Genomic DNA, 20,529 nt, shown 5'->3' with positions numbered 1-20,529 from the left:
ACAATTGAGCCGACTGGCGTTTAGGTGACGTTAAGCGTCCGGAGAAACTTCCCCACATCCGGAACGGTCAAAAAAGACCATGCAATCGTGTCGCGATTGTGGGAGGGGAGTGCGTATTTCCGCGGCCAAATAGGGGTTTATTGCCCAAAGGCCGGCTTAAAAGGTGGCTGGTTACCTATCTTGGCCGCCTCATTTAACCCTTGTTAACCCTGCTTGAATTGACTGGACCAATCTGCACGATGCCTCCCACGAGGCGCGACGCCTGAGGCTAAGGACCCAGATGACGGCATCAGATGCGGGAACGGCGCCCTGGACCGGGCGGCTGAGCGGAGGTGGCTCCGGGGTTTCCGTTTTGGTCGCAACCGCGATCGTCGTTGCCGACATGATCGGGGTCGGCGTCTTCACCAGCCTCGGTTTCCAGGTCAAGGACATCCCCTCGGGCTTCTCGATCCTCGCGCTGTGGACCGTCGGCGGCATCGTCGCGCTGTGCGGCGTGTTCTCCTACAGCGAGTTGGGCGCGATGTTTCCGCGCTCGAGCGGCGAGTACAATTTCCTCGGCCGCGCCTATCATGCGGCCTTCGGCTTTCTTGCGGGATGGGTTTCGGCGACGGTCGGCTTTGCCGCACCCGTAGCGCTCGCGGCCATGGCTTTCGGCGAATACGCCAAGTCCGTCATGCCCGAGGTGCCACCGATCCCGCTCGCCATCGGCGTGGTGTGGCTGGTCTCGATCGTGCAATTGACTGGCGTCAGGCACTCCTCGACCTTCCAGCTGATCTCGACCATCCTCAAGGTCGTGCTGATCGTCGGTTTCCTGGTCGCCGGCTTCGTCGTCGGCACGCCGCAGCCGATCTCCTTTGCGCCGCACGCCGGTGATCTCTCCTATATCTTGAGCGCGCCTTTCGCGATCGGGCTTGTCTTCGTGATGTACTCGTTCTCGGGCTGGAACGCCGCGACCTACATCATCGGCGAGATGAACACACCGCAGCAGAGCCTGCCGCGTGCGCTGCTCGCGGGCACGGTGATCGTGCTGGTGCTCTATGTCGCGCTCAACGCTGTGTTCCTCTACTCGACGCCAATCAGCGCGCTGGCCGGCCAGCTCGACGTCGCAAGCGTAGCCGGCAGCGCCATCTTCGGAGGCCTCGGCGGCCGGATCGTCGGCGCCATGATCTGCGTCGGCCTGATCTCCTCGATCAGCGCGATGATGTGGATCGGCCCGCGCGTGATGATGACGATGGGTGAGGACATCCCGGCGCTGCGGATGTTCTCGACGCGATCGGCGAGGGGCGCGCCGGCCTACGCCATCCTGTTTCAGCTCGCAGTCGCCAACCTGCTGCTGTTCACGCGCAGCTTCGAGGCGGTGCTCGACTTCATCCAGTTCTCGCTGCTGTTCTGCTCGTTCTTCACGGTTGCCGGCGTCATCAAGCTGCGCATCACCGATCCCGATTTGCCGCGGCCCTATCGCGCTTGGGGATACCCGTTCACGCCGCTCATCTTCCTGCTCGTGACCGCGTCGATGATGTACTACCTCTTGACCGAGCGGCCTGTGCAGTCGCTGTCGGGCATGCTCGTCATGCTCTCGGGCCTTGTGATTTATGCTGTTTTCCGCAGGCGGCCGGTCGCCGCTGCTACGTCTCACAATCGCGAATAGACATGTTTCGACCCATGAGAATTGCGGCCGTCGCTCTTGCCCTTATGGCTGCGGCCATCTCGTCCGCGCGCGCGGCCGACGTCACCTTCGACGACACCGCGCGCTTCCTCGCGGGCATGCAGCCTTCGGCCGACTCGCCGCTGGTTGCGCTGACCAGGGACCCGTCCTGGCAGCATCACGCAAAATTCTTCGACGGCGCCTTCGCCCAACTCGAGCAGCGGCAATTATCGAAGATCCGGAGCTGGTCGGACGTCAATCTCGCCGCACCGCGGCCGACCATGTTCTATTTCTTCAGCGGCCCGGATTTCCTCTACGCCAACGCCTTTTACTCCAAGGCCAGCACCTACGTGCTGGGTGCGCTGGAGCCGGTCGGTGCGGTGCCCGATCTGACCAGGCTGCCGCGCGGCTCGGTTGGTGCCGCGCTCTACAATGTCGAGCGCTCGCTCGGCTCGATCCTGAGCTTCTCCTTCTTCATCACCAAGCAGATGAAGGTCGACCTGCACGCCAATCAGGTCAACGGCACCTTGCCGATCCTCTACGTCTTCCTGGCGCGCTCCGGCAAAACCATCCGCAACGTCGAGACGGTCGCGCTCGACAACAAGGGCGGGGTGCACACGGGCAACGACAATCCGGGGCCGAACGCCACGCGCGGGGTTCGCATCATCTTTGCAGGTGCCGACGGCGAGGTGCGCACGCTGTATTATTTCTCGACCGATCTTTCCAATTCCGGGGCGCGCGCAACCGGCTTCCTGAAGTTCTGCGAGACGCTCGGGCCAGGCAACAGCCTGCTCAAGAGTGCGTCGTATCTCTTGCACGCGGGAAACTTCACCGTCGCCCGCGACTGGCTGCTCGCCAACAGCGCGACCATCATCCAGGACGATTCCGGCATTCCGCTCGCCAACTACAATTCGCGGCAGTGGCGCTTCTTCCCGTTCGGCCGCTATCTGGGGCCGATCGACGAATTCCCTGGCCGCTATCAGGAGCGTTACGCCGAGCTGTTCACACGCGCCCAGCCGATCGATTTCGGCGTCGGCTATCGCTGGCGGATGCACGAGTCGAACTTGCTGCTGTCGGTGAAGATCCCCGGGAGCGAGGTCGCGCCGACCGCGGAGACGACCTCGTTTGTTGAACCGCCGCCGAAACCGCGGCCGAAGCGGCTGCGTCCGCCCGAGTCGATCCCGCCGCCGCCGGGACGCTTCTTCTGGTTCCGCTAGCTACCAGTGCACGCTCTGGCTTGGCACGATGAACGCCGTTGTGCTCGGCGGCGTTGCAAGGCTTGTTGCCAGATACCAGCCGGAGCCGACGACGAGCACGAGCAGCGCGATGATAGCGACCATGTCGATGGTGCGGGGGTCGTGATCCCGCGGATGGGAGCCAAGATGTGAACCAGGCCGGACGTGAGAATGAGGGCTGATTTTCCAGCGCATTATTGTTTCCTCCCTGAGGAGCAACACGACAACGCGATGGAAAAGTTCCGGTTCCGGTCGGAGCAGCGATGCGCAAAGCACCGCAGCATGCTTACGAGGCGTTGACACCGCGCCAGCGGCCGTAGCGCCAGGGCAGGTACCAGCGCGCGCCCCTCGGCGCGGCGACAGGCACGTTGTCGATGCCAGAGGTGCCGAAGGGGTTGCAGCGCAGCAGGCGCGCGAGCGTCATCCAGCCGCCGGCCCAGAGTCCGAACCGCTCGATCGCCTCGTCGCCATACACGGAGCAGGTCGGCAGATGCCGGCAGTTGTAGCCGACCAACGGCGACAGCGTGTGCCGATAGAGCCAGATCAGCGCGCGGCCGAATCTGCGAGGCAGCCGCAGCGCCTCAGCGACAGGGGTGGAGCAGTGCTCGCAGCTTGTGTGCTTCATGTGCGCTTTGCCGCCATCGTGAGCGTCCGGTTGCGCAGTTCCAGCGCAGGGAACAGCGAGCTGTTGTGTCTACGCCATAGTTTGCCTGCTTTCTGGGAGCAGTGCAGCAAGTACCTATGGACGATCTGTATTCCCCCGGATACCATTTTTGTGACGTCCATGTGTAGACTCAGGGAACGTCGAAACGGGGCTTACCTGATTGCTTTTGGGGCTTGGGGAAGGAACCAGTTTGAGAGTTCTGAAGTCGCTCAACCTTCGTGGCTGGTTGCTGATGGGAACCGCCGCTTGTGGCGTCGTGTTGGCGGGCGCCATCGCGACTTTCGGTTCGTCGGCCAGCGCCGGCGCCTCGCTTGAAGAGCGCAAGCTGCCGATGAAGTTTGGCTGGGTGGCCTGCGAGCCCAATTGCCGAGGCTGGGTCAGCGCAGTCGGCATCATCACTGCTGATACACCGAAGGACTTCGACGACTTCGCCCGCGGACGCCAGCTCGGCGGCGCCACCGTCGTGCTCGATTCCAGTGGCGGTTCCGTCAACGACGCCATCACGCTCGGCCGGCGCTTCCGCAATCTCGGCCTTCTCACCACCGTGGGCATTACGCAGCAGGGCACCCGTCCGGCGGTTGCCTCGGAAGCCTATTGCGAATCCATGTGCGTGTTCCTGCTGCTGGCCGGCAAGAAGCGCTACGTGCCGGAAGCGGCCCATGTCCGCGTCCATCAGATCTGGATGGGCGATCGCGCCGATGACGCCAAGGCGGCGAGCTACAGCGCGCAGGATCTGATGATCGTGGAACGCGACATCGGCCGGCTCGCCAAATACACCTTCGACATGGGCGGGGCGGGCGACCTGCTGTCGCTCGCGCTCAACGTGCCGCCCTGGGAAGATCTTCACGAGCTCGACGCAGCCGAGCTGAAGCTGACCAACCTCGTGACGACCGATCTGGTCGCTGACGTGCTGCCGCATGTGGACGTGATGGCGCCTGCGGTAGCCGAGCTTGCGCCGAAGACGCAGGCAAGGTTCGGCGAGGAGCAGGCGCAGCCTGCCAAGTCGACCAAGACGGCCGAAGCTGTAGTGCCGACAGGTGGTGCCGCGACGCCGGCTGCGCTCCCACCGAAGTAGAGGCTTCAGCGTGGTCTCAGCCCTGCGCTGGGACCGGCTGCTTCGCCTTGGCCTCGATCTGGCCGATCGCATCCACCACCGCATCGAAGGTCAGCAGCGTCGAGGCATGGCGTGCCTTGTAGTCGCGGACCGGTTCGAGGAATTTGATTTCCTCCCACTTGCCTTCGGGAGGCGAACCATTCTCTTTCAGCATCTTGCGAACGGTTTCGCGTAACTCACGGAGTTCGCTCGCAGTCGAGCCGACCACGTGACTTGCCATGATGGATGAAGAGGCCTGGCCCAGCGCACAGGCCTTCACGTCATGGGCGAAGTCGGTGACGGTGTCGCCCTCCATCTTGAGGTCGATCTTCACGGTCGAGCCGCACAGCTTGGAATGGGCGGTGGCACTCGCGTCGGGGTCCGACAACCGTCCGAGGCGCGGAATATTCCCGGCCAGCTCGATGATCCGCTTGTTATAGATGTCGTTCAGCATGTGATGGAGTCCAACACTTACCTGCCGGATCGGCCTTGGCGGGCGCGGTCCATGGACCTATATAGGGCTGGAACTGGCGGAAAAACAGTCCGGCGGTGCGCAGGCGATGATCCAGATCTGCATTGCCGGCGTTATTGCCAAGAGACCTCTTTCGCCAAATACTGTTCTCTTCAGGCGTCCGGCGGCTTGTCCGCCCCGTCTGCCGGTGACACTCCGGCCGCAAGGCCGTCGAACGGAGTCGATATGGACGCTGCAATCAAATCTATCCGCCCGAGCAAGCCCTCTGACAAGCAGCTCGAGAGCCGCCCGGCCGAGCTCGATCCTGCCGAATTCCTTGCGGCCGCCGTCCGCGCCGACCAGCCGCGTCCAGCGCGTGCCGAGGCGGAAGCGGCGGTGAAAACGCTGCTCGCCTATATCGGCGAGAACACCGGGCGTGAAGGCCTGCTCGATACGCCGCGTCGCGTGGTCGAGGCTTTCGACGAGCTCTATCAGGGCTACCACCAGTGCCCGGCCGAGGTGCTGGACCGCACTTTCGGCGAGACCGCCGGCTATGACGACTTCGTGCTGGTGCGAGACATCGAGTTCACGTCGCAATGCGAGCATCACATGATGCCGTTCTACGGCAAGGCACACATCGCCTATACGCCGGTGGAGCGCGTCGTCGGCCTGTCGAAGCTTGCGCGCCTGACCGACATCTTCGCCCGCCGGCTCCAGACCCAGGAGCATCTCACGGCGCAGATCGCAGCCGCGATCGACGAGATCCTGAAGCCGCGTGGCGTTGCTGTCCTGATCGAGGCCGAGCATACCTGCATGTCGGTTCGCGGCGTCGCCAAGCATGGCGCCTCGACCTTCACCAGCCGCTACACCGGCATGTTCCGCGACAACCCGGCGGAGCAGGCCCGCTTCCTGTCCATGGTGCGAGGCATGGCGCGCTGACCTCGCGAACAACCGGCGAGATTTGTCGTGTCCGCTCACTCCCACGAGATCGAGGAAGGCCTGGCCTTCCTCCCCAAGTTCGATGCGAACGGCCTCGTGACCTGCGTGGCGACGGACGTCGCCACCGGTGACGTGCTGATGGTCGCGCATATGAATGACGAGGCGCTGCGCAGGACCATTGCCACCGGTGAAGCCTGGTACTTCAGCCGCTCGCGCAATGCCTTGTGGCGAAAAGGTGAGACCTCAGGTCAGACCCAGCGCGTGGTCGAGATCCGTACCGATTGCGACCAGGATGCGGTCTGGCTCCGCGTCGAGCAGATCGGCGCGGCCTGCCACACCGGCCGCCGGTCCTGCTTCTATCGCAAGGTCGAAGCCGAGGGTGGTGGTGCGAAGCTCGTCTTCGTCGATGCCGACAGGCTGTTCGATCCGAACGCGGTCTACAAGAAGTAGGGCTTGCCCGCTGCCGATGGGCACCGGAATGAGCGCGATCGCCAAATTAACCCCGCGTTAACCATAACTGTCCCACGGTGGGACGATCAGGCCGCCGAATTGCCGGCGCCGCTCAACGCCGCGCGGGGCGGGCAGTCCATCATGTCGGTCGACAATTCCAGTGCCTCGCAGACAGCCGCGACCGACGGCTTGAAGCGCGTCGCTGGTGCGATCAAGCAGGGCTCGAACCAGACCGGCGTCAGCTTCGAATACATGCTGACTACCGCCAAGATGGAATCGGATTTCGATCCGTCGGCCAGCGCCACCACCTCGTCCGCCCACGGCCTCTATCAGTTCATCGACCAGACCTGGCTTGGCACGGTGAAGGAGGCGGGCGCCCAGCTCGGCTACGGCAACTATTCCGACGCGATCACACGGACGTCGTCAGGCACATATACCGTCGACGATCCCTTCATGAAGCGATCCATCATGAAGCTGCGCGACGATCCCGAGGCCGCGTCCAGCATGGCGGCGGCGCTGACGCAGTCCAACAGCTTCAAGCTCACCGGTCTGCTCGGCCGCCGGCCGTCCGACAGCGAGCTCTACATGGCGCATTTCATGGGCGTCGGCGGTGCGGCGAAACTGATCGCCAATGCCGAGGACAACCCGCAAGCAGTCGGTGCGCGGCTGTTTCCCAATGCGGCATCTTCCAACCGCTCGATCTTCTATGCCAAGGATGGTCGTGCGCGCAGCGTCTCCGAAGTCTATTCGGTGCTGAATGCGCGTTACGCCAGCGCCTCGAATGCGAAATCGACGCGCAGCGCGATGGCGATGTATGGCGACACGCCGTCGACCACGCAGGTTGCCGCCGCCAACGGCGTGCAGCCCACCGCACCGATGGCCAACAGCGCCGCCTATCTCCAGACCTTCCCGGATGCACGTGGCGTGACGCCGGCGAGCGCGACGTCGTCGACGACGGTCGCCGACAGCGCGCCCGTCACGCCGGCATTCCGTTCGATCTATCAACCCGGCGATACAACGCAGCCGGTCTCGACGACGGTGCAGAAATTGTGGGGCAACAACGCCTCGCTCACTTCGGTCGCGTCATCAACGCCCGACGTGCGGCCGCCGCAACCGCTCGATCTCTTCAGCGATCGCAGCGGCACGTTCTCGAGCTAGCGCGCGGTCGCGGCCGTCGGGCCGTTTTCAGCCCTTAACAAATCATCAATAAAACCAGCCAGTTATGGTGAACGCTTTGTTAAGCGTCGTGGTTTATTTTGTGTTGCAGGTGACAAGCCGTCACCGTTTCGTTTTTTCGTTGCGTAAGCCGGAAGCACCATGATTGTTCGGCAGTTCATCAATTGGATCAGGACCGCGCCCGCCGGTGAGCGGGCGGAGGCAACGCGGGCATTGGCCCGGGCCTGGCTGATCTCGGACCTTTCTCACGACGACCGTGTCGCCGCCGAAGGCGCGCTGCTGATGCTGCTCGACGATCCCTCGCCGCTGGTGCGGCAGGCGATGGCCGAGGCTTTTGCGCGCAGCACGGATGCGCCGGCGTCGATCGTGCGGGCGCTGTCGGCGGACCAGCCGACCGTGGCGCTGCCCGTGCTCGAACATTCACCGCTGCTGATCGATGCCGATCTCGTCGACATCGTCGCGACCGGCAATGACGACGTGCAATGTGCGGTCGCACGCCGCATCGCGCTGCCGGTCTCGGTCTGCGCCGCCATTGCCGAGGTGGGCTGCGCGGCCGCCGCGCTGGAGCTCATCGAAAATCCGCACGCCGAGCTGGCACCGTTCTCGTGGAATCGCATCGTCGAGCGCCACGGCCATCTCGCCGCGATCCGAGAGGCGATGCTGGTGCTGGACGACATTCCGGCTGCAACCCGCGCCGCGCTGGTGGCAAAGCTCTCCGAGACGCTGGCGCAGTTCGTGGTGGCGCGGAATTGGCTGAGCGCCGACCGTGCCGAGCGCATGACGATCGAGGCGCGCGATCGCTCCACCATCAACATCGCAGCGCGCTCGCGCGGCGACGACATGCAGGGCCTGGTGAAGCATCTGCGGATCACCGGCCAGCTCACCGCGGGTCTGATCCTGCGTGCGCTGCTGTCGAGCAATCTCGACCTGTTCGACGCCGCGCTCGCTGAACTCGCCGATCTGCCGCTCGCGCGCGTGTCCGCGCTGCTGCACGACCGCGGCGGCAATAGCCTGCACGCGCTACTCCGTCGTGCCGGGTTGCCCGAGGCAACGTTTGCGGCCTTCCAGGTCGCGCTCGATGCCTGCCACGAGCAGGGCTTTGTCGACACCGACGACACCGCGGCACGCTTGCGCCGTCGCATGGTCGAGCGCGTGCTCACCCATTGCGAGACCGACCGCGGCGCCACCGAGCCGCTGATGGTCCTGCTGCGCCGCTTCGCCACCGAATCCGCGCGCGAAGAGGCGAGATTGTTCTGCGACGAGCTCGTCGCGGAAGACACAATCGATCCCATGTATGACGATCTGATTGCGGCATAACGAGATGCCGTAGGGTGGGCAAAGGCGCGCGGCGCCGTGCCCACGATTTATCCGCCTAATGAGCTGACTGGTGGGCACGCTCCGCTTTGCCCACCCTACGATATCTTGCCTTGCCGAAAGCGAGAACTACTCCGCCGGTACGATGCTCGGCGCGAGGATCACTTCGAGATGCTCGGGGCGGTCGCGGTTGACGTCGGCGAGATAATCATCGGCGACCTTGCGCAGACGGCGGCTGAGCTCGGCGGAGACGCTGATGCTGTCGAGCTTGGTGTTCTCGTGCACGATGGCGAGGATCGCGTTGATGTGGTGCGTGAACAGCTCGGCCGGCACCTTCTCGAGATCCGGCGCATGCTCGATGACGCGGCACAGGCTCTCGGCAACTCCCGCCGCGGCGGGAAAGCCGAACGTGGCGGCGTCGCCCTTGATGTCGTGGGCGGCGTGGAACAGCTCGTCGCGCCGCTCCTTGGTGAAGCCGTCGTTGCGGATGACGACATAGGCAGACGATAGCCGGTTGACCTCGGTCGTCATCCAGCTCTTGAACTCGCCGGACAGATCGGCAAGCGCCTTCTCGGCGCGTGCGATCGGATCGTCCATGTCCTTTTCTGCGACCCGGCGCAGAACCTTGCGCAGCGGATTGGGCTGCGTGATCACATGATGCGTGGCGAAGGCCGTGACCTCGATGTCCTTTGCGCTGTTCTTCGCCATGATGCCTGCCTCGTCGGGTGAGACGTTGCGCTAGATGGAGGAGCGGGCCTTGTCGAGCAGTGAGGGCTGCTGGAGCACCTCGTGCTTTTCGCCGACGCGGCGCTCCGGACCCATATAGGCGGAATTGGTGTTGCGGCGCCGGTCCGGGCCGAAATAGGTTTTGGTCTTGATGAAGGGCCGTGGACTGGCGACCACGTTGAGAATGCGCTGGTACAGGCCCTTGGCCGAGATCGGCTTGGCCAGGAATTCGGTGACGCCGGCATCGCGCGCGACCGTGACGCGGCGCTTCTCGGAATGCCCCGTCAGCATGATGATCGGCGCGTAGGGGTTACCCTTGGATTCCGGCTGCCGGATCATCTGCGCAAGCTCGAGCCCGTCGAAGATCGGCATCGCCCAGTCGGTGATGACGATGTCGGGCACGTAATGGCTGTACATTTCCAGCGCGGTGGCGCCGTCCTCCGCCTCATAGACCTCGCGCGCGCCGAACGAATGCAGCAGCGTCCGCAGGATGCGGCGCATGTGCGGATTGTCGTCGCAGACGAGGAAGCGCAGCTTGTTGAAGTCGATGCGAAACATGACGCCCAGGCCAAAGGGTCAACTTTCATTAACCATATCGTGCGGAGGGTTAACGAAGCGTTGCGATCGGGCGCCCGGAGGGGTGCGGGGCAGGCGGGTCAGTAACCGAACTGCTCGCGCAGGATACGTTCTTCCAGGCTGTGGCCGGGGTCGAACAGCATACGCATCGAGATGGTCTTGTCGGACAGGATCTCGACGCGCCGGACCCTGCGTACCTCCTCATGGTCGGCGACTGCCGCGACGGGCCGCTTGTCGTCTTCGAGCACCTCGATCACGACATAGGCCGTGTTGGGCAGCAGTGCGCCGCGCCAGCGCCGCGGCCGGAAGGCGCTGATCGGTGTCAGCGCCAGCAAAGCGGCGTTGATCGGCAGGATCGGCCCCTGGGCGGAGAGGTTATAGGCGGTCGAGCCTGCCGGCGTCGCCACGATGATGCCGTCGGCGATCAGCTCGGGCATGCGCTCGCGCTCGTCGATCAGGATGCGCAGGCGCGCGGCCTGGGAGGTCTGGCGGAACAGATAGACCTCGTTGATGGCGTGATGCAGGTGGACGCGGTCATTGGTATCGGTCGCGCGCATCAGCAGCGGGTTGATCTCGGATTCATGCGCCGCCTCGAGGCGCGTGCGCAGATCGTGCGTCGAGTACTCGTTCATGAGGAAGCCGACCGTGCCGCGGTGCATGCCGTAGATCGGCTTTCCCGAGCGCATGTGCTGGTGCAGCGTCTGGAGCATCAGCCCGTCGCCGCCGAGCGCGACCACGACGTCGGCCTCGCTCGGATCGCAATTGCCATATTGCGTGGTGAGCTGGTGGAGGGCGGCCTCTGCGTCGCTGCTCGGGCTGGCGACGAAGGCGATCCGGTCGTATCGCGATGGCTTGGTCATGGCTTCCAGATCTTGGCTTCCAGGCAGGTGTCGCTGGCTCGAGAAAGTTCCGCCGAGGTCGTCTATACGACCTGGGCCTCTATTGTCGAGGACGACCGCCCGGCAAGGCAAACGGGTCGGTCGGCCCGGCATCCCGATTCCAGACAAAAGCGATGCGGATCGGCCCGGAATGCCCTTCCCAAGGCTTCCGATCCCCCAAACCGTCGCAATTGCCCGCTACAGCTGTGGCCGGGGACCGACGGGCGGCTGGGAGAACGATCATGATCATGAGCTTGCCGATGCTGCGCCGCGCGGGGTTGGTGCTGGCGGTGTCTGCTTTCGCGCTTGCGGGCCTGGCGCTCACGGATTTGGCGCGCGCGGACGATCCGCCGCAGCCGCGCAACGAGGCGGCGGCGCCCGCGGGGCAGAAGGGCGGGCGGGGCGGCAATGCAGCGCAGGCGTCGCCCGCGGCCGCCGACCAGCATCGTCTGCCGGGCGACCAGACCACCAAGCAGACCCTCGATCTGCCGGGCCGAACGCTCAACTTCGCCGCGACCGCCGGCTCCGTCCGCGTATTCGACGAGAAGGGGGAGCCGCTCGCCGACATCGCCACCACGTCTTACGAGCTGGACGGTGCCGATCGCGCCACGCGTCCCGTGACGTTCCTGTTCAACGGCGGGCCCGGTGCCTCGTCGGCGTGGCTGCAGTTCGGCGCGGCCGGGCCGTGGCGGCTGCCGCTCGACGGCGAGGGGTTGTCGCCGTCGGCTTCGCCCGAGGTGAAGCCGAATGCGGAAACCTGGCTCGACTTCACCGATCTCGTCTTCATCGATCCCATCGGCACAGGCTACAGCCGTGTCATCGCGAGCGGCGAGGATACACGCAAGCGGTTCTATTCGGTCGACGGCGACGTCAACTCGATTGCGCTCGTGATCCGCCGCTGGCTCGAGAAGCACAACCGACTGACCTCGCCGAAATATGTGGCGGGCGAGAGCTATGGTGGGATTCGCGGGCCGAAGGTCGTGCGCCAGTTGCAGATTCAGCACGGCGTCGGCGTCAAAGGGTTGATCCTGGTGTCGCCGCTCCTCGATTTCCGCGAGTTCACGGGCACGAGCCTTCTGCAATATGTCGCGACCTTGCCGAGCTATGTGGCGGTGGCGCGTGAAGCCAAGGGGCCGGTCAAGCGCGCCGATCTCGCTGACGTCGAGGCCTACGCCCGCGGCGAGTTTCTAGCCGACCTCGTCAAGGGCGAGGCAGACAAGGAAGCCACCAATCGCCTGGCCGACAAGGTCGCCGAGCTGACCGGCCTCGACCCTGCGGTGAGCCGCAGGCTCGCCGGACGCTTCGACGTCAGTGAATTCCGCCGCGAGCTCGACCGCAAGAACGGCATGGTGACCGGGCGCTATGACGCCTCCGTGCGCGGTCTCGATCCCTATCCGGATTCGAGCAGCTCGCGCTTCGGCGATCCCTCAGGCGATGCGCTTCAGGCGCCGCTGACGAGTGCCGCGGTCGATGTGCTCACGCGCAAGCTCAATTGGCGCCCCGACGGATCCTATGAAGTCCTCAATGGCGCGGTCGAGCGCAACTGGGACTTTGGTGGTGGCATCAACCCGCCGCAATCGCTGTCGGAGCTGCGCCAGATTCTCGCCACCGATGCGAAGCTGAACGTGCTGGTCGCGCACGGCCTGTTCGATCTCGCAACGCCCTATTTCGGCACGAAGCGGGCGCTCGACCAGCTGCCGTCCTTTGTGACGTCGCGCGTGAAGTTCGTTGTCTATCCCGGCGGCCACATGTTCTATTCGCGCGACGGCTCGCGACAGGCGCTTCGGAGCGAGGTCGAGACCCTGATCAGGGAGTAGGAGACCGCCGAGGGTATCCTAGCGTTCGCCGCGCCGGAACGGTTGCATCAGCGCTTGGGGGACCCGCGCACGCCGCGCCATCACGAGCAAGGCGACGATCGACATTACATAGGGCAGCATCAGGAAAAGCTGATACGGCACCGCCTTGCCAACGATATGCTGGAGGCGAAGCTGATAGGCGTCGAACAGTGCAAACAGTAGCGCGCCGAGAAGCGCCCGTGTCGGGCGCCATGATGCGAAGACGACGAGCGCGATGCAGACCCAGCCACGTCCCTGCACCATGGTCGGGAAGAAGCTGTTGAAGGCCGACAGGGTGAGAAACGCGCCGCCCAGGCCCATGAGGGCGCTGCCGAAGGCGATCGCGCCGACCCTGATGGCGATCGGATCCAGCCCCTGGGCCTCGGCTGCATGCGGGTTCTCGCCCACGATCCTGATGGCCAGCCCCAACGGCGTCGCGCTCAGCACGTAACCGAGCAACAGGGCGAGCAGGATCGCGATGTAGGTGGGAGCGGTCTGATGGAACAGCGCTTCGCCGAGAAACGGAAGGTTCGAGAGCAGCGGGATCTGGAGGACCTGGAACGGCACGATTGTCGGTGGCGAACCCGATACGGGGATCGCGAGGCGGAAGATGAAATAGGCAAGGCTCGACGCGAACAGCGTGATGCCGAGGCCGGCGACATGTTGCGAGACGCCGAGCGGGACGGTGAGGAGCGCATGCAGCAGACCGAACGCTGCCCCAGCGAGCGCCGCGGCGAGCAGACCGAGCCAGAGATCGCCGCCATGATAGACGGTCAGCCAACCGATCATTGCGCCGAACGTCATGATACCCTCGATGCCGAGGTTGAGAACGCCCGACCGCTCGCAGAGCAGCGCGCCGAGCGTGCCGAAGATGAGCGGCGTTGCGATGCGAAGCATGGCCGCCCAGAGCCCGGCAGATGCGAAAAGGTCCAGCGCGGCGGTCAACGGCGGATCCTGTAATTGGTGAGCACCAGCGCCACCAGCACGGCCAGCAGCGACAGAGCCACGATGACATCGGCAATGAAGCTCGGCACGCCGAGCCCGCGGCTCATGCCGTCCGACCCGACGAATATTGTCGCAACGAAAATGGCCGTGACGACGACGCCGATCGGATTCAGGCTCGCGAGCATCGCAACGATGATACCGGTGTAGCCAAAACCGGGCGACAGGTCGGTCGTCACATACCCCTTCACGCCAAGAACCTCGATCGCACCGGCAAGGCCGGCGAGGCCGCCAGAGACGCAAGCAGCCTGAACCAGCAGACGATTGACCTTGATACCAGCGAAGTTGGTCGCTGCGGGGTTGAGGCCTGCGGCGCGAGTCTTGAGGCCGAACACAGTCCGCTCCTGGACGAACCAGATCAGGAGGGCGAGGCCGATCGCGATGAGAAATCCAATATGCAGCCTGGAGCGCGAAACGAGCTTGGGCAGAAAGGCGTCGCCAACGATCGGGACCGACTGAGGCCAGCCGAAGGCCATGGGGTCCTTCAGCGGGCCGTCGATCATCATCGACACCGTCAGGATCGTGATGAAGTTCAACAGCAGCGTCGTGACCACTTCGTCGACGCCGAAACGCAGTCGCAGCCCGAGCGGGGCGAGCATCAATAGCGCGCCGGCCGCTGCTCCGGCGACCATCAGGACCGGGATCAGTGCCGGGCCCGGCAGTTGTAGCCCGTGTTGCGAGCCCAGCATCGCCGCGACCAGCGCTCCGGAATAGAATTGGCCTTCGGCACCGATATTCCACAGACGCGTCCGGAAGGCGACCGCCACCGCGAGGCCGGTGAGGATCAACGGTGTCGCCCGCGTGAGCGTTTCGGTGATCGACGATTTGGAGCCGAACGCGCTGGTCAGGATGCGTCGATAGGCCTCCAGGACCGGAGCGCCGCTCATCGCAATCAGAATGCCGGCGAGCAACAGCGCGACCAGAACGGCGCCGAACGGGGCCGCAACGGCGAGCGTCACAGGAACATGGGCGCGTCGATCGAGCCGCATCAAGCCATCTCGCTCCAGGCGCCCGCCATCATCAGGCCGAGCCGGCGCGGCTCTGCATCATCAATCGGGATCGACGGCGAGAGACGACCGTTTGCGATCGCCTGGACCCGATCCGCCAGTTGCAGGATTTCGTCGAGATCCTCCGAGATGAGAAGGACCCCGGCGCCGGCGCGACGCGCCGCGAGGATCTCGGCGTGGACCGCAGCGACCGCGCCCTCGTCGAGCCCGCGGGTCGGCTGGGCCGCAATCAGAATACGCGGCGAGGTCAGTAGGTTTCGCCCGAGAATGAGCTTCTGCATGTTGCCGCCGGACAGCAGGCGGATTGGTGTGTCGGGCACACCGCCGCGGACATCGAACCGCTCGATGATGGCTTTCGCGAAGGCGCGCGCACCTGATCGACGAACCAGGCCAAAGGCTGAAAAGCGCTGCTCGCCGATCCGCTCCAGCACGGAATTTTCCCACAGCGTCATGTCGCTGACCGTGCCATCGACATTGCGGTCCTCGGGAATGCGTCCAACACCTGATGCAACGAACGAGGCCGGCGTCGGCTCTGCAACGGTTGCTCCAAGGAGCTCGAAACGGCCCGCCGTCGGCTTGACGAGGCCTCCGAGAAGCCGACCGAGCGTCGACTGTCCGTTGCCGGAGACGCCGATGATGCCGAGCGTCTCGCCCGCGCGCAATTCGAAGGAAATATCCGAAAGCGGCTTGAAGCCCGCGACGCTGACATTTTCGGCCCGCATGACCAGCGCGCCCGGTTGTTGTGGCTCCCGGGCGGGCCGCGTGACGGGCCGCCCCACCATCAGTTCGGCAAGTTCGTTCTTGTTGGTGTTGGCCGTGATCCGTTCGGCCGTGACCTTGCCGGCGCGCAACACCACGATCCGATCTGCGGCAGCAAGGATTTCATGCAGCTTGTGCGAAATGAAGATGAGCGAAAGGCCGTTCGCAGCCATGACACGCAGCGTATCGAATAGCTTCTCGGCTTCCTGCGGCGTCAAGACGGCGGTGGGTTCGTCAAGGATCAGGATGCGGGCGTCGCGATAGAGTGCCTTGAGAATCTCCACCCGCTGCCGCTCGCCGACCGAGAGGTCGCCGACCCGCGCATCAGGGTCGATCGCAAGGCCGAAGCGCCGGGCAATCTCCGTGAGCTTGGCGCGCGCCTCTCGCCAGCGGCCACGAAGCCGACCGATGTTCTCCGTTCCTGCGACGATGTTCTCCAGGACGGTCAGGTTTGCCGCGAGCGCAAAATGCTGATGGACCATGCCGATCCCGGCGTCGATCGCCGCACGAGGGCGCCCGGGCGGCAGCTCGCGGCCGAAAGCGATGACGCGACCTGCATCCGCTGCGTAGTGACCGAACAGGATGTTCATCAAGGTCGTCTTGCCGGCGCCATTCTCGCCAAGCAGAGCCAGCAATTCGCCGCGCCGCAAATTCAGAGTGACGTCGTCGTTCGCGATGAGAGAACCGAACCGCTTGGTGATCCCCTCCAGGCTCAGGACGGTCTCGTTCATCGCGGCAATCCGGCGATTGGCGCGGCGAAATGCCACGGCACCGCCTTTTGCAGCTGGCGCGCAAGGCGCAGCAGCAGGCCATCGGCCGCCATGGGACCGATCAGTTGCACGGACAGCGGAAGGCCCCGGTCGTCGATCCCGTGCGGGATCGACAGCGCCGGCGTGCCGCCCACATTTGAGATCATGGCGTAGGGTGCGAAATCCGACATTCGCCGCCAGTGCAGGTCGACGTCGCGGTGGTCCATGGGAAAGGACCCGATCGATGGCGGCGGCCCGCTCAGCATAGGCGTGATGATCACGTCGAACTCATCGAAAAGCCGCCAGAGGTTGTGCGCGACACGGACGCCGGTGAGCTCGGCATCCTGAAGTTCGCGCGCGGTGATGGCAAGCCCACGCTGTACGACGGCGGCGGTCAGCGGCTCCACGGCGGAGACGTCACCAAGTGTTCGCGCCAGATTGACTGAGATGACCCTGTCAAAAACCAGAGCGGCGTTGCGGGCGAGAGGATTGAGAATTTCGGGACCGATATCGGTGACCTGATGGCCGGCGGCGGCCAGCACGGAGCCCGCGTGATGCACGGCCTCGCGATAGCTCGGCTGGATCGGCGCGCCTTCGCTGACGTCGGAGCAGAGCCCGATCCGCAAGCCGTTGGGAGGAATGTCGAGGCGATCAGCCAGCGGCTTGCCAAGGTCGGGATCGGGGCAGGGTCCGCCAGCCGCTCCGCTACAGCAGTCGAGGGCGACGGCCGTGTCGCGGAGCGAGCGACTGACGACGAGTTCCGAGGCGAGACCGCCGAGGTGGTTCTGGAAGCTCGGTCCTCCAGGGACGGCACCACGGCTTGGCTTCAGCCCGACGAGACCACAACAGGCCGCCGGAACACGAATCGATCCGCCGGCGTCCGTGGCGTGCGCAAGCGCCACCACGCCCGCGGCGACGGCGGCCGCGGCACCTCCGGACGATCCGCCGGGCGTCCGAGACGGATCGAGAGGATTGCGTGCGATCGGCCCCAGGGCGGGCTCGCTGCTCAGGGACAGGCCGAACTCCGGAACGGTGGTGAGACCGAACGGAACAAGTCCGGACTTGCGGAAGCGCTGTGCAAGGACATCATCACTGTCGGCCGGCACCGGCTTGAGCGCGCGCGAGCCGCAGACGACGGGAAGGCCCTTGGCCGCAGCACCGAGGTCCTTCATCAGGAAAGGGACGCCGCAAAAGGGACCTCGGTCGTCTTGTGCGAGCGGTCCACGGCGTGCGTCGATCGATGCGGCCTGCTGCTGACCTATGTCGGCCGCGAGATGGCTGATCGCCCCCAACCGGCTGACGGCGCTTGCGCGCTCGAGGGCCGCTTCGAGGACGTCGCGGCTTGTCGTTCGTCCAGCACGAACGGCTGCACCGAGGGTCACACCATCCTGCGGATCGCGTGCGTCTGTCACAATGCACATCCCCGAAGGACTGGGAGAAACGGCGCCAGTCAACTCCTCAAGGAACTAGGTTGGTTCTTTGGGGTCGACAGGGACAGTGAAGCTGCCGGATTTGATCGCGTCCCGCTTGGCTTCCATTGCGGCAATCGATTCCGGAGCGACCATGCTCTTGCTGAACACGACGTCGTTGCCTCCCGCCTTCATGAAGCTGAAGGAGGAGTAGTCCTTGCCTGCCTTGGCGCCGGCTTTCGCATCAGCGATGGCCGCGTCAAGAATGGGACGGAAGTACCACATTGCGTTCGCGAACACCGTGTCCGGGTAACGCGGCGTGTAGTCGAGCAGTGAACCGATTGACTTGATCTTCTTCTCCTTGGCGGCGTCGGCCGTCCCGATGCGCTCGCCAAAAAGAATGTCCGCGCCGGCATCGATCTGCGCGAGGCCGGATTCGCGCGCCTTGGGAGGATCGAAGAAAGTACCGATGAACCCGATCAGGAATTTGGCGTCGGGCCGCACCTCCTTCACCCCCGATCGAAACGCGTTGATCAGGATGTTGACTTCCGGAATCGGGATTGCGCCGACCGTGCCGAAGGTACCGCTCTTGGAAAGAGGCGCGGCGAGCATGCCGGCGAGATAGGCGGCCTCGTGATTCCATGTGCCGAAGGTGCCGAAATTGTCTCCTGATGGCTTGCCGCTCGATCCCATCAGGAAAGCGGTTTGCGGATAGTCGGCGGCCAATTGCCGCGCCTGAGCCTCGCCCGCATAGGATTCCCCGACGATCAGCTTGTGGCCCTGCTCGGCATACTCGCGCATGGCACGCGGATAATCGGTGCCGGACACGCCTTCCGAAAACACATACTCAATGACGCCGTCCTTGGCCGCGGATTGCAGCGCTTCGTGCAGTCGTGAATTCCAGGCATTCTCGACAGGCGAGGCGTGGATGCCGGCGACCTTGAGTTTATCGGCGGCAAATGCGCGCGGTGCTGCGAGGGCAAGGCCACCTGCTGCTGAACCCGTCAGGAATCTGCGACGTGATACTGAGAACATGATCTTCCACCATCCGCGACAATCGCTTGCGATCTCCGGGGAGAGTTGAAGTCGGGGGAAAATTTGTCAAGCCCACAGAATGGGCGCCGTGTGCCCTGACCGAGCGTGGCCCGTCTATGCTCCGACGCGCGGTTGCTATCGCTTCTTCTTCTGCGGCTGATACCGACGCGCGATCTCGCGCGCGACGGCGCTCGCAGGTTTGAGGTTTGCTCCCCCAAGCCAGACGTCGCTGATCTTGCCGCGCTTGTCGCGGATGCGGCGCACCGGCTCTCCATGGCTGGAATAGCCGGCCGCCCAGGCGAGCTTGCCGGTGTCGCGGCCGGTGACCTCGATCTCGGCGGCATCCATGAACGGGTTGTTGAACTGGGGATTGGCGACGAGCACGCGATTGCCGGCGGGCACGAGGTCGGTCGCGCCCCAGATCGTCCACCAGCGGCCGGTCCAGTCGCGGACGCGCCGGTCGGGTGCGCCGCGGGTCTTGAACACGCGGAGGATCTGCATCGCACCGTCCATCCAGAACGGAGCCACGCCGTCGATGGCGTTGCTGAGGATGCTGATCGAGAGTTCGCATCCGGGGATGGAGCAGGTCCGCGAGATATAGCCCTGGAAGCCGCCGCCATGGCCGAACCAATCCCAGCCGTCGGTCTTGCCGGCGTTGACGCCGAGGCCGTAATAGGCCTCGAAGCTCTGCGGCACGCGCCATTGATGCCGCGTCATCTCGCGTCGGCTCGCGACCGACAGGACGCTCTTCCTGGCATTGGGCGCCAGCTGCGCGAAGAATTGTGCGGTGTCCGCGGCGGTGGCGACGAAGCCCGCGGCGGACGCCATCGCGTGCGCCGGATTGTCGCCCGGGATGACGCAGCGCTCGCCGAACGGCAGCTTGCGCGTGTGGCCGCGCGCAAACAGCGCGCCCTTCGGAAGCGGCGCGTTCGGCTCCGTCTCGCGCAAGCCCGCAGGCTCGATGATCTCGCGCTTGATCCAGGCGGAGTAGGGCTCCTTGGTCACGGCTTCGATGACGAGGCCCATCAGGGCAAAACCGTGATTGGAATATTTGAAGCGCGTGCCGGGCTCGATCGCGGTCGGCCCCTTCAACTCGGCGAGCAGCTCCCTGGCGTTGAGATAGGGACGGCTGTCGATGAACTGGCCGGAATCGGCGCCATCGCGCGTCAGCCCGGCGCTGTGCGACAGCACCTGCGCAATCGTGGTCTCCGCCACACGCGGATGCAGGCCGCTGACATATTGGCCGACGGGATCGTCGAGCCTGAGCTTGCGCTGCTCGCGCAGCTTCATGATGCCGGCCGAGGTAAAGCTCTTCGAGTGCGAGGCGATGCGGAAGCGGTGGCGCGGGGTGAGCTTCTCGCCGGTGTCGAGATTGGCAAGGCCGAACGCATGCTCGGCGACGACCTCGCCGCGATGGACGAAGGCAACCAGGACGCCGGGCTGTTGGAAGGTCGTCTGCTGGAATTCGATCCAGGAGCTGATGTAGTCGATCGCGGATCGCAGCCACTTGTCCATTGCGCTACCGGTTTGCGAGGGGATTGGTTGCGAGAAGCTAGCCGAGAAAGCAGAACGGGCACAACCGTCAG

The 20,529-nt window shown here is 64.7% G+C and carries 20 protein-coding genes; 8 read left to right on the top strand and 12 right to left on the bottom strand.

What is annotated here, in order from left to right:
• The first annotated feature begins 280 nt into the window (after positions 1–280).
• Entirely contained in the window at positions 281–1,648 is a 1,368-nt protein-coding gene (locus NLM31_RS27545) for an APC family permease (protein ID WP_254194289.1), read from the top strand.
• A gap of 2 nt (positions 1,649–1,650) precedes the next feature.
• A complete protein-coding gene (locus NLM31_RS27540) occupies positions 1,651–2,862 on the top strand; it encodes a hypothetical protein (RefSeq protein ID WP_254194288.1) in 1,212 nt (403 codons plus the stop codon).
• Here NLM31_RS27540 and NLM31_RS27535 read toward each other — a convergent pair whose 3' ends face one another.
• Positions 2,863–3,075: a hypothetical protein gene (locus tag NLM31_RS27535; protein ID WP_254132311.1), complete on the bottom strand. Its 213-nt coding sequence runs from the start codon at positions 3,073–3,075 to the stop codon at positions 2,863–2,865.
• 91 nt (positions 3,076–3,166) lie between these two features.
• Positions 3,167–3,505, bottom strand: coding sequence for a membrane protein insertion efficiency factor YidD (gene yidD / locus NLM31_RS27530; protein WP_254194287.1), 339 nt, complete (start codon positions 3,503–3,505; stop codon positions 3,167–3,169).
• A gap of 271 nt (positions 3,506–3,776) precedes the next feature.
• On the opposite strand from yidD, the gene NLM31_RS27525 reads away from it, so the two are divergent.
• Positions 3,777–4,619, top strand: a complete 843-nt coding sequence (locus tag NLM31_RS27525) for a hypothetical protein (RefSeq protein WP_254196273.1) — start codon at positions 3,777–3,779, stop codon at positions 4,617–4,619.
• A gap of 16 nt (positions 4,620–4,635) precedes the next feature.
• Here NLM31_RS27525 and NLM31_RS27520 read toward each other — a convergent pair whose 3' ends face one another.
• Complete coding sequence (locus NLM31_RS27520; protein WP_254132308.1) at positions 4,636–5,091, bottom strand: iron-sulfur cluster assembly scaffold protein; 456 nt, start codon at positions 5,089–5,091, stop codon at positions 4,636–4,638.
• Positions 5,092–5,334: 243 nt separating this feature from the next.
• Here NLM31_RS27520 and folE point away from each other — a divergent pair, with 243 nt between their 5' ends.
• From folE to NLM31_RS27500, 4 genes are all read left to right on the top strand, one after another.
• A complete protein-coding gene (folE, locus tag NLM31_RS27515; RefSeq protein ID WP_254194286.1) occupies positions 5,335–6,027 on the top strand; it encodes a GTP cyclohydrolase I FolE in 693 nt (230 codons plus the stop codon).
• Positions 6,028–6,054: 27 nt separating this feature from the next.
• Positions 6,055–6,477, top strand: a complete 423-nt coding sequence (gene hisI / locus NLM31_RS27510; RefSeq protein WP_254194285.1) for a phosphoribosyl-AMP cyclohydrolase — start codon at positions 6,055–6,057, stop codon at positions 6,475–6,477.
• A gap of 141 nt (positions 6,478–6,618) precedes the next feature.
• On the top strand, positions 6,619–7,635 hold the full coding sequence (locus NLM31_RS27505; RefSeq protein WP_254194284.1) for a lytic transglycosylase domain-containing protein: 1,017 nt from the start codon (positions 6,619–6,621) through the stop codon (positions 7,633–7,635).
• Between the two features lie 159 nt (positions 7,636–7,794).
• Positions 7,795–8,970, top strand: a complete 1,176-nt coding sequence (locus NLM31_RS27500) for a DUF2336 domain-containing protein (RefSeq protein WP_254194283.1) — start codon at positions 7,795–7,797, stop codon at positions 8,968–8,970.
• A gap of 126 nt (positions 8,971–9,096) precedes the next feature.
• Here NLM31_RS27500 and NLM31_RS27495 read toward each other — a convergent pair whose 3' ends face one another.
• From NLM31_RS27495 to NLM31_RS27485, 3 genes are all read right to left on the bottom strand, one after another.
• A complete protein-coding gene (locus NLM31_RS27495) occupies positions 9,097–9,675 on the bottom strand; it encodes an Hpt domain-containing protein (protein ID WP_254194282.1) in 579 nt (192 codons plus the stop codon).
• A gap of 30 nt (positions 9,676–9,705) precedes the next feature.
• Complete coding sequence (locus NLM31_RS27490) at positions 9,706–10,251, bottom strand: response regulator (protein WP_008133731.1); 546 nt, start codon at positions 10,249–10,251, stop codon at positions 9,706–9,708.
• Between the two features lie 98 nt (positions 10,252–10,349).
• Positions 10,350–11,129: an NAD kinase gene (locus NLM31_RS27485; protein ID WP_254132302.1), complete on the bottom strand. Its 780-nt coding sequence runs from the start codon at positions 11,127–11,129 to the stop codon at positions 10,350–10,352.
• Between the two features lie 260 nt (positions 11,130–11,389).
• Here NLM31_RS27485 and NLM31_RS27480 point away from each other — a divergent pair, with 260 nt between their 5' ends.
• Positions 11,390–12,964, top strand: coding sequence for a S10 family peptidase (locus NLM31_RS27480; RefSeq protein WP_254194281.1), 1,575 nt, complete (start codon positions 11,390–11,392; stop codon positions 12,962–12,964).
• An 18-nt stretch (positions 12,965–12,982) separates the two neighbouring features.
• Here the strand turns inward: NLM31_RS27480 and NLM31_RS27475 are convergent, their stop codons facing one another.
• The 6 genes from NLM31_RS27475 to NLM31_RS27450 form a co-directional block, all read right to left on the bottom strand.
• Positions 12,983–13,879 carry an ABC transporter permease gene (locus tag NLM31_RS27475; RefSeq protein ID WP_375167554.1) on the bottom strand — a complete coding sequence of 299 codons (897 nt, stop codon included), beginning with the start codon at positions 13,877–13,879 and terminating at the stop codon, positions 12,983–12,985.
• Between the two features lie 44 nt (positions 13,880–13,923).
• Positions 13,924–14,973 carry an ABC transporter permease gene (locus NLM31_RS27470; protein WP_254194279.1) on the bottom strand — a complete coding sequence of 350 codons (1,050 nt, stop codon included), beginning with the start codon at positions 14,971–14,973 and terminating at the stop codon, positions 13,924–13,926.
• Positions 14,973–16,481 (bottom strand): ABC transporter ATP-binding protein, encoded by a 1,509-nt coding sequence (locus tag NLM31_RS27465; protein ID WP_254194278.1) that lies wholly within the window; start codon positions 16,479–16,481, stop codon positions 14,973–14,975. The genes NLM31_RS27470 and NLM31_RS27465 overlap by 1 nt, the downstream gene beginning before the upstream one ends.
• Positions 16,478–17,911, bottom strand: coding sequence for an amidase (locus NLM31_RS27460; RefSeq protein WP_254194277.1), 1,434 nt, complete (start codon positions 17,909–17,911; stop codon positions 16,478–16,480). The genes NLM31_RS27465 and NLM31_RS27460 overlap by 4 nt, the downstream gene beginning before the upstream one ends.
• A gap of 54 nt (positions 17,912–17,965) precedes the next feature.
• On the bottom strand, positions 17,966–18,943 hold the full coding sequence (locus NLM31_RS27455) for a BMP family protein (protein ID WP_254194276.1): 978 nt from the start codon (positions 18,941–18,943) through the stop codon (positions 17,966–17,968).
• A gap of 135 nt (positions 18,944–19,078) precedes the next feature.
• Positions 19,079–20,458, bottom strand: a complete 1,380-nt coding sequence (locus NLM31_RS27450; protein ID WP_254194275.1) for a serine hydrolase — start codon at positions 20,456–20,458, stop codon at positions 19,079–19,081.
• Between the last annotated feature and the right edge of the window lie 71 nt (positions 20,459–20,529).

Origin of the sequence: Bradyrhizobium sp. CCGUVB4N (genome assembly GCF_024199945.1) — a bacterium.
In the GTDB taxonomy this organism is placed as follows: Bacteria; Pseudomonadota; Alphaproteobacteria; order Rhizobiales; family Xanthobacteraceae; genus Bradyrhizobium.
Note: the sequence above shows the minus strand (reverse complement) of the source record. Positions and strands in the feature narration are given on the sequence as shown.

What these genes read in the sequence shown, in the direction of transcription:
- NLM31_RS27540 (WP_254194288.1), top strand. Translation starts at nt 1,651, where the DNA reads ATGTTTCGACCCATGAGAATTGCGGCCGTCGCTCTTGCCCTTATGGCT.
- folE (WP_254194286.1), top strand. Translation starts at nt 5,335, where the DNA reads ATGGACGCTGCAATCAAATCTATCCGCCCGAGCAAGCCCTCTGACAAG.
- NLM31_RS27495 (WP_254194282.1), bottom strand. Translation starts at nt 9,675, where the DNA reads ATGGCGAAGAACAGCGCAAAGGACATCGAGGTCACGGCCTTCGCCACG.
- NLM31_RS27525 (WP_254196273.1), top strand. Translation starts at nt 3,777, where the DNA reads ATGGGAACCGCCGCTTGTGGCGTCGTGTTGGCGGGCGCCATCGCGACT.
- NLM31_RS27470 (WP_254194279.1), bottom strand. Translation starts at nt 14,973, where the DNA reads ATGCGGCTCGATCGACGCGCCCATGTTCCTGTGACGCTCGCCGTTGCG.
- NLM31_RS27545 (WP_254194289.1), top strand. Translation starts at nt 281, where the DNA reads ATGACGGCATCAGATGCGGGAACGGCGCCCTGGACCGGGCGGCTGAGC.
- NLM31_RS27480 (WP_254194281.1), top strand. Translation starts at nt 11,390, where the DNA reads ATGATCATGAGCTTGCCGATGCTGCGCCGCGCGGGGTTGGTGCTGGCG.
- yidD (WP_254194287.1), bottom strand. Translation starts at nt 3,505, where the DNA reads ATGAAGCACACAAGCTGCGAGCACTGCTCCACCCCTGTCGCTGAGGCG.
- NLM31_RS27455 (WP_254194276.1), bottom strand. Translation starts at nt 18,943, where the DNA reads ATGTTCTCAGTATCACGTCGCAGATTCCTGACGGGTTCAGCAGCAGGT.
- NLM31_RS27465 (WP_254194278.1), bottom strand. Translation starts at nt 16,481, where the DNA reads ATGAACGAGACCGTCCTGAGCCTGGAGGGGATCACCAAGCGGTTCGGT.
- NLM31_RS27535 (WP_254132311.1), bottom strand. Translation starts at nt 3,075, where the DNA reads ATGCGCTGGAAAATCAGCCCTCATTCTCACGTCCGGCCTGGTTCACAT.
- NLM31_RS27500 (WP_254194283.1), top strand. Translation starts at nt 7,795, where the DNA reads ATGATTGTTCGGCAGTTCATCAATTGGATCAGGACCGCGCCCGCCGGT.
- NLM31_RS27475 (WP_375167554.1), bottom strand. Translation starts at nt 13,879, where the DNA reads ATGCTTCGCATCGCAACGCCGCTCATCTTCGGCACGCTCGGCGCGCTG.
- NLM31_RS27505 (WP_254194284.1), top strand. Translation starts at nt 6,619, where the DNA reads ATGTCGGTCGACAATTCCAGTGCCTCGCAGACAGCCGCGACCGACGGC.
- NLM31_RS27485 (WP_254132302.1), bottom strand. Translation starts at nt 11,129, where the DNA reads ATGACCAAGCCATCGCGATACGACCGGATCGCCTTCGTCGCCAGCCCG.
- NLM31_RS27450 (WP_254194275.1), bottom strand. Translation starts at nt 20,458, where the DNA reads ATGGACAAGTGGCTGCGATCCGCGATCGACTACATCAGCTCCTGGATC.
- NLM31_RS27520 (WP_254132308.1), bottom strand. Translation starts at nt 5,091, where the DNA reads ATGCTGAACGACATCTATAACAAGCGGATCATCGAGCTGGCCGGGAAT.
- NLM31_RS27490 (WP_008133731.1), bottom strand. Translation starts at nt 10,251, where the DNA reads ATGTTTCGCATCGACTTCAACAAGCTGCGCTTCCTCGTCTGCGACGAC.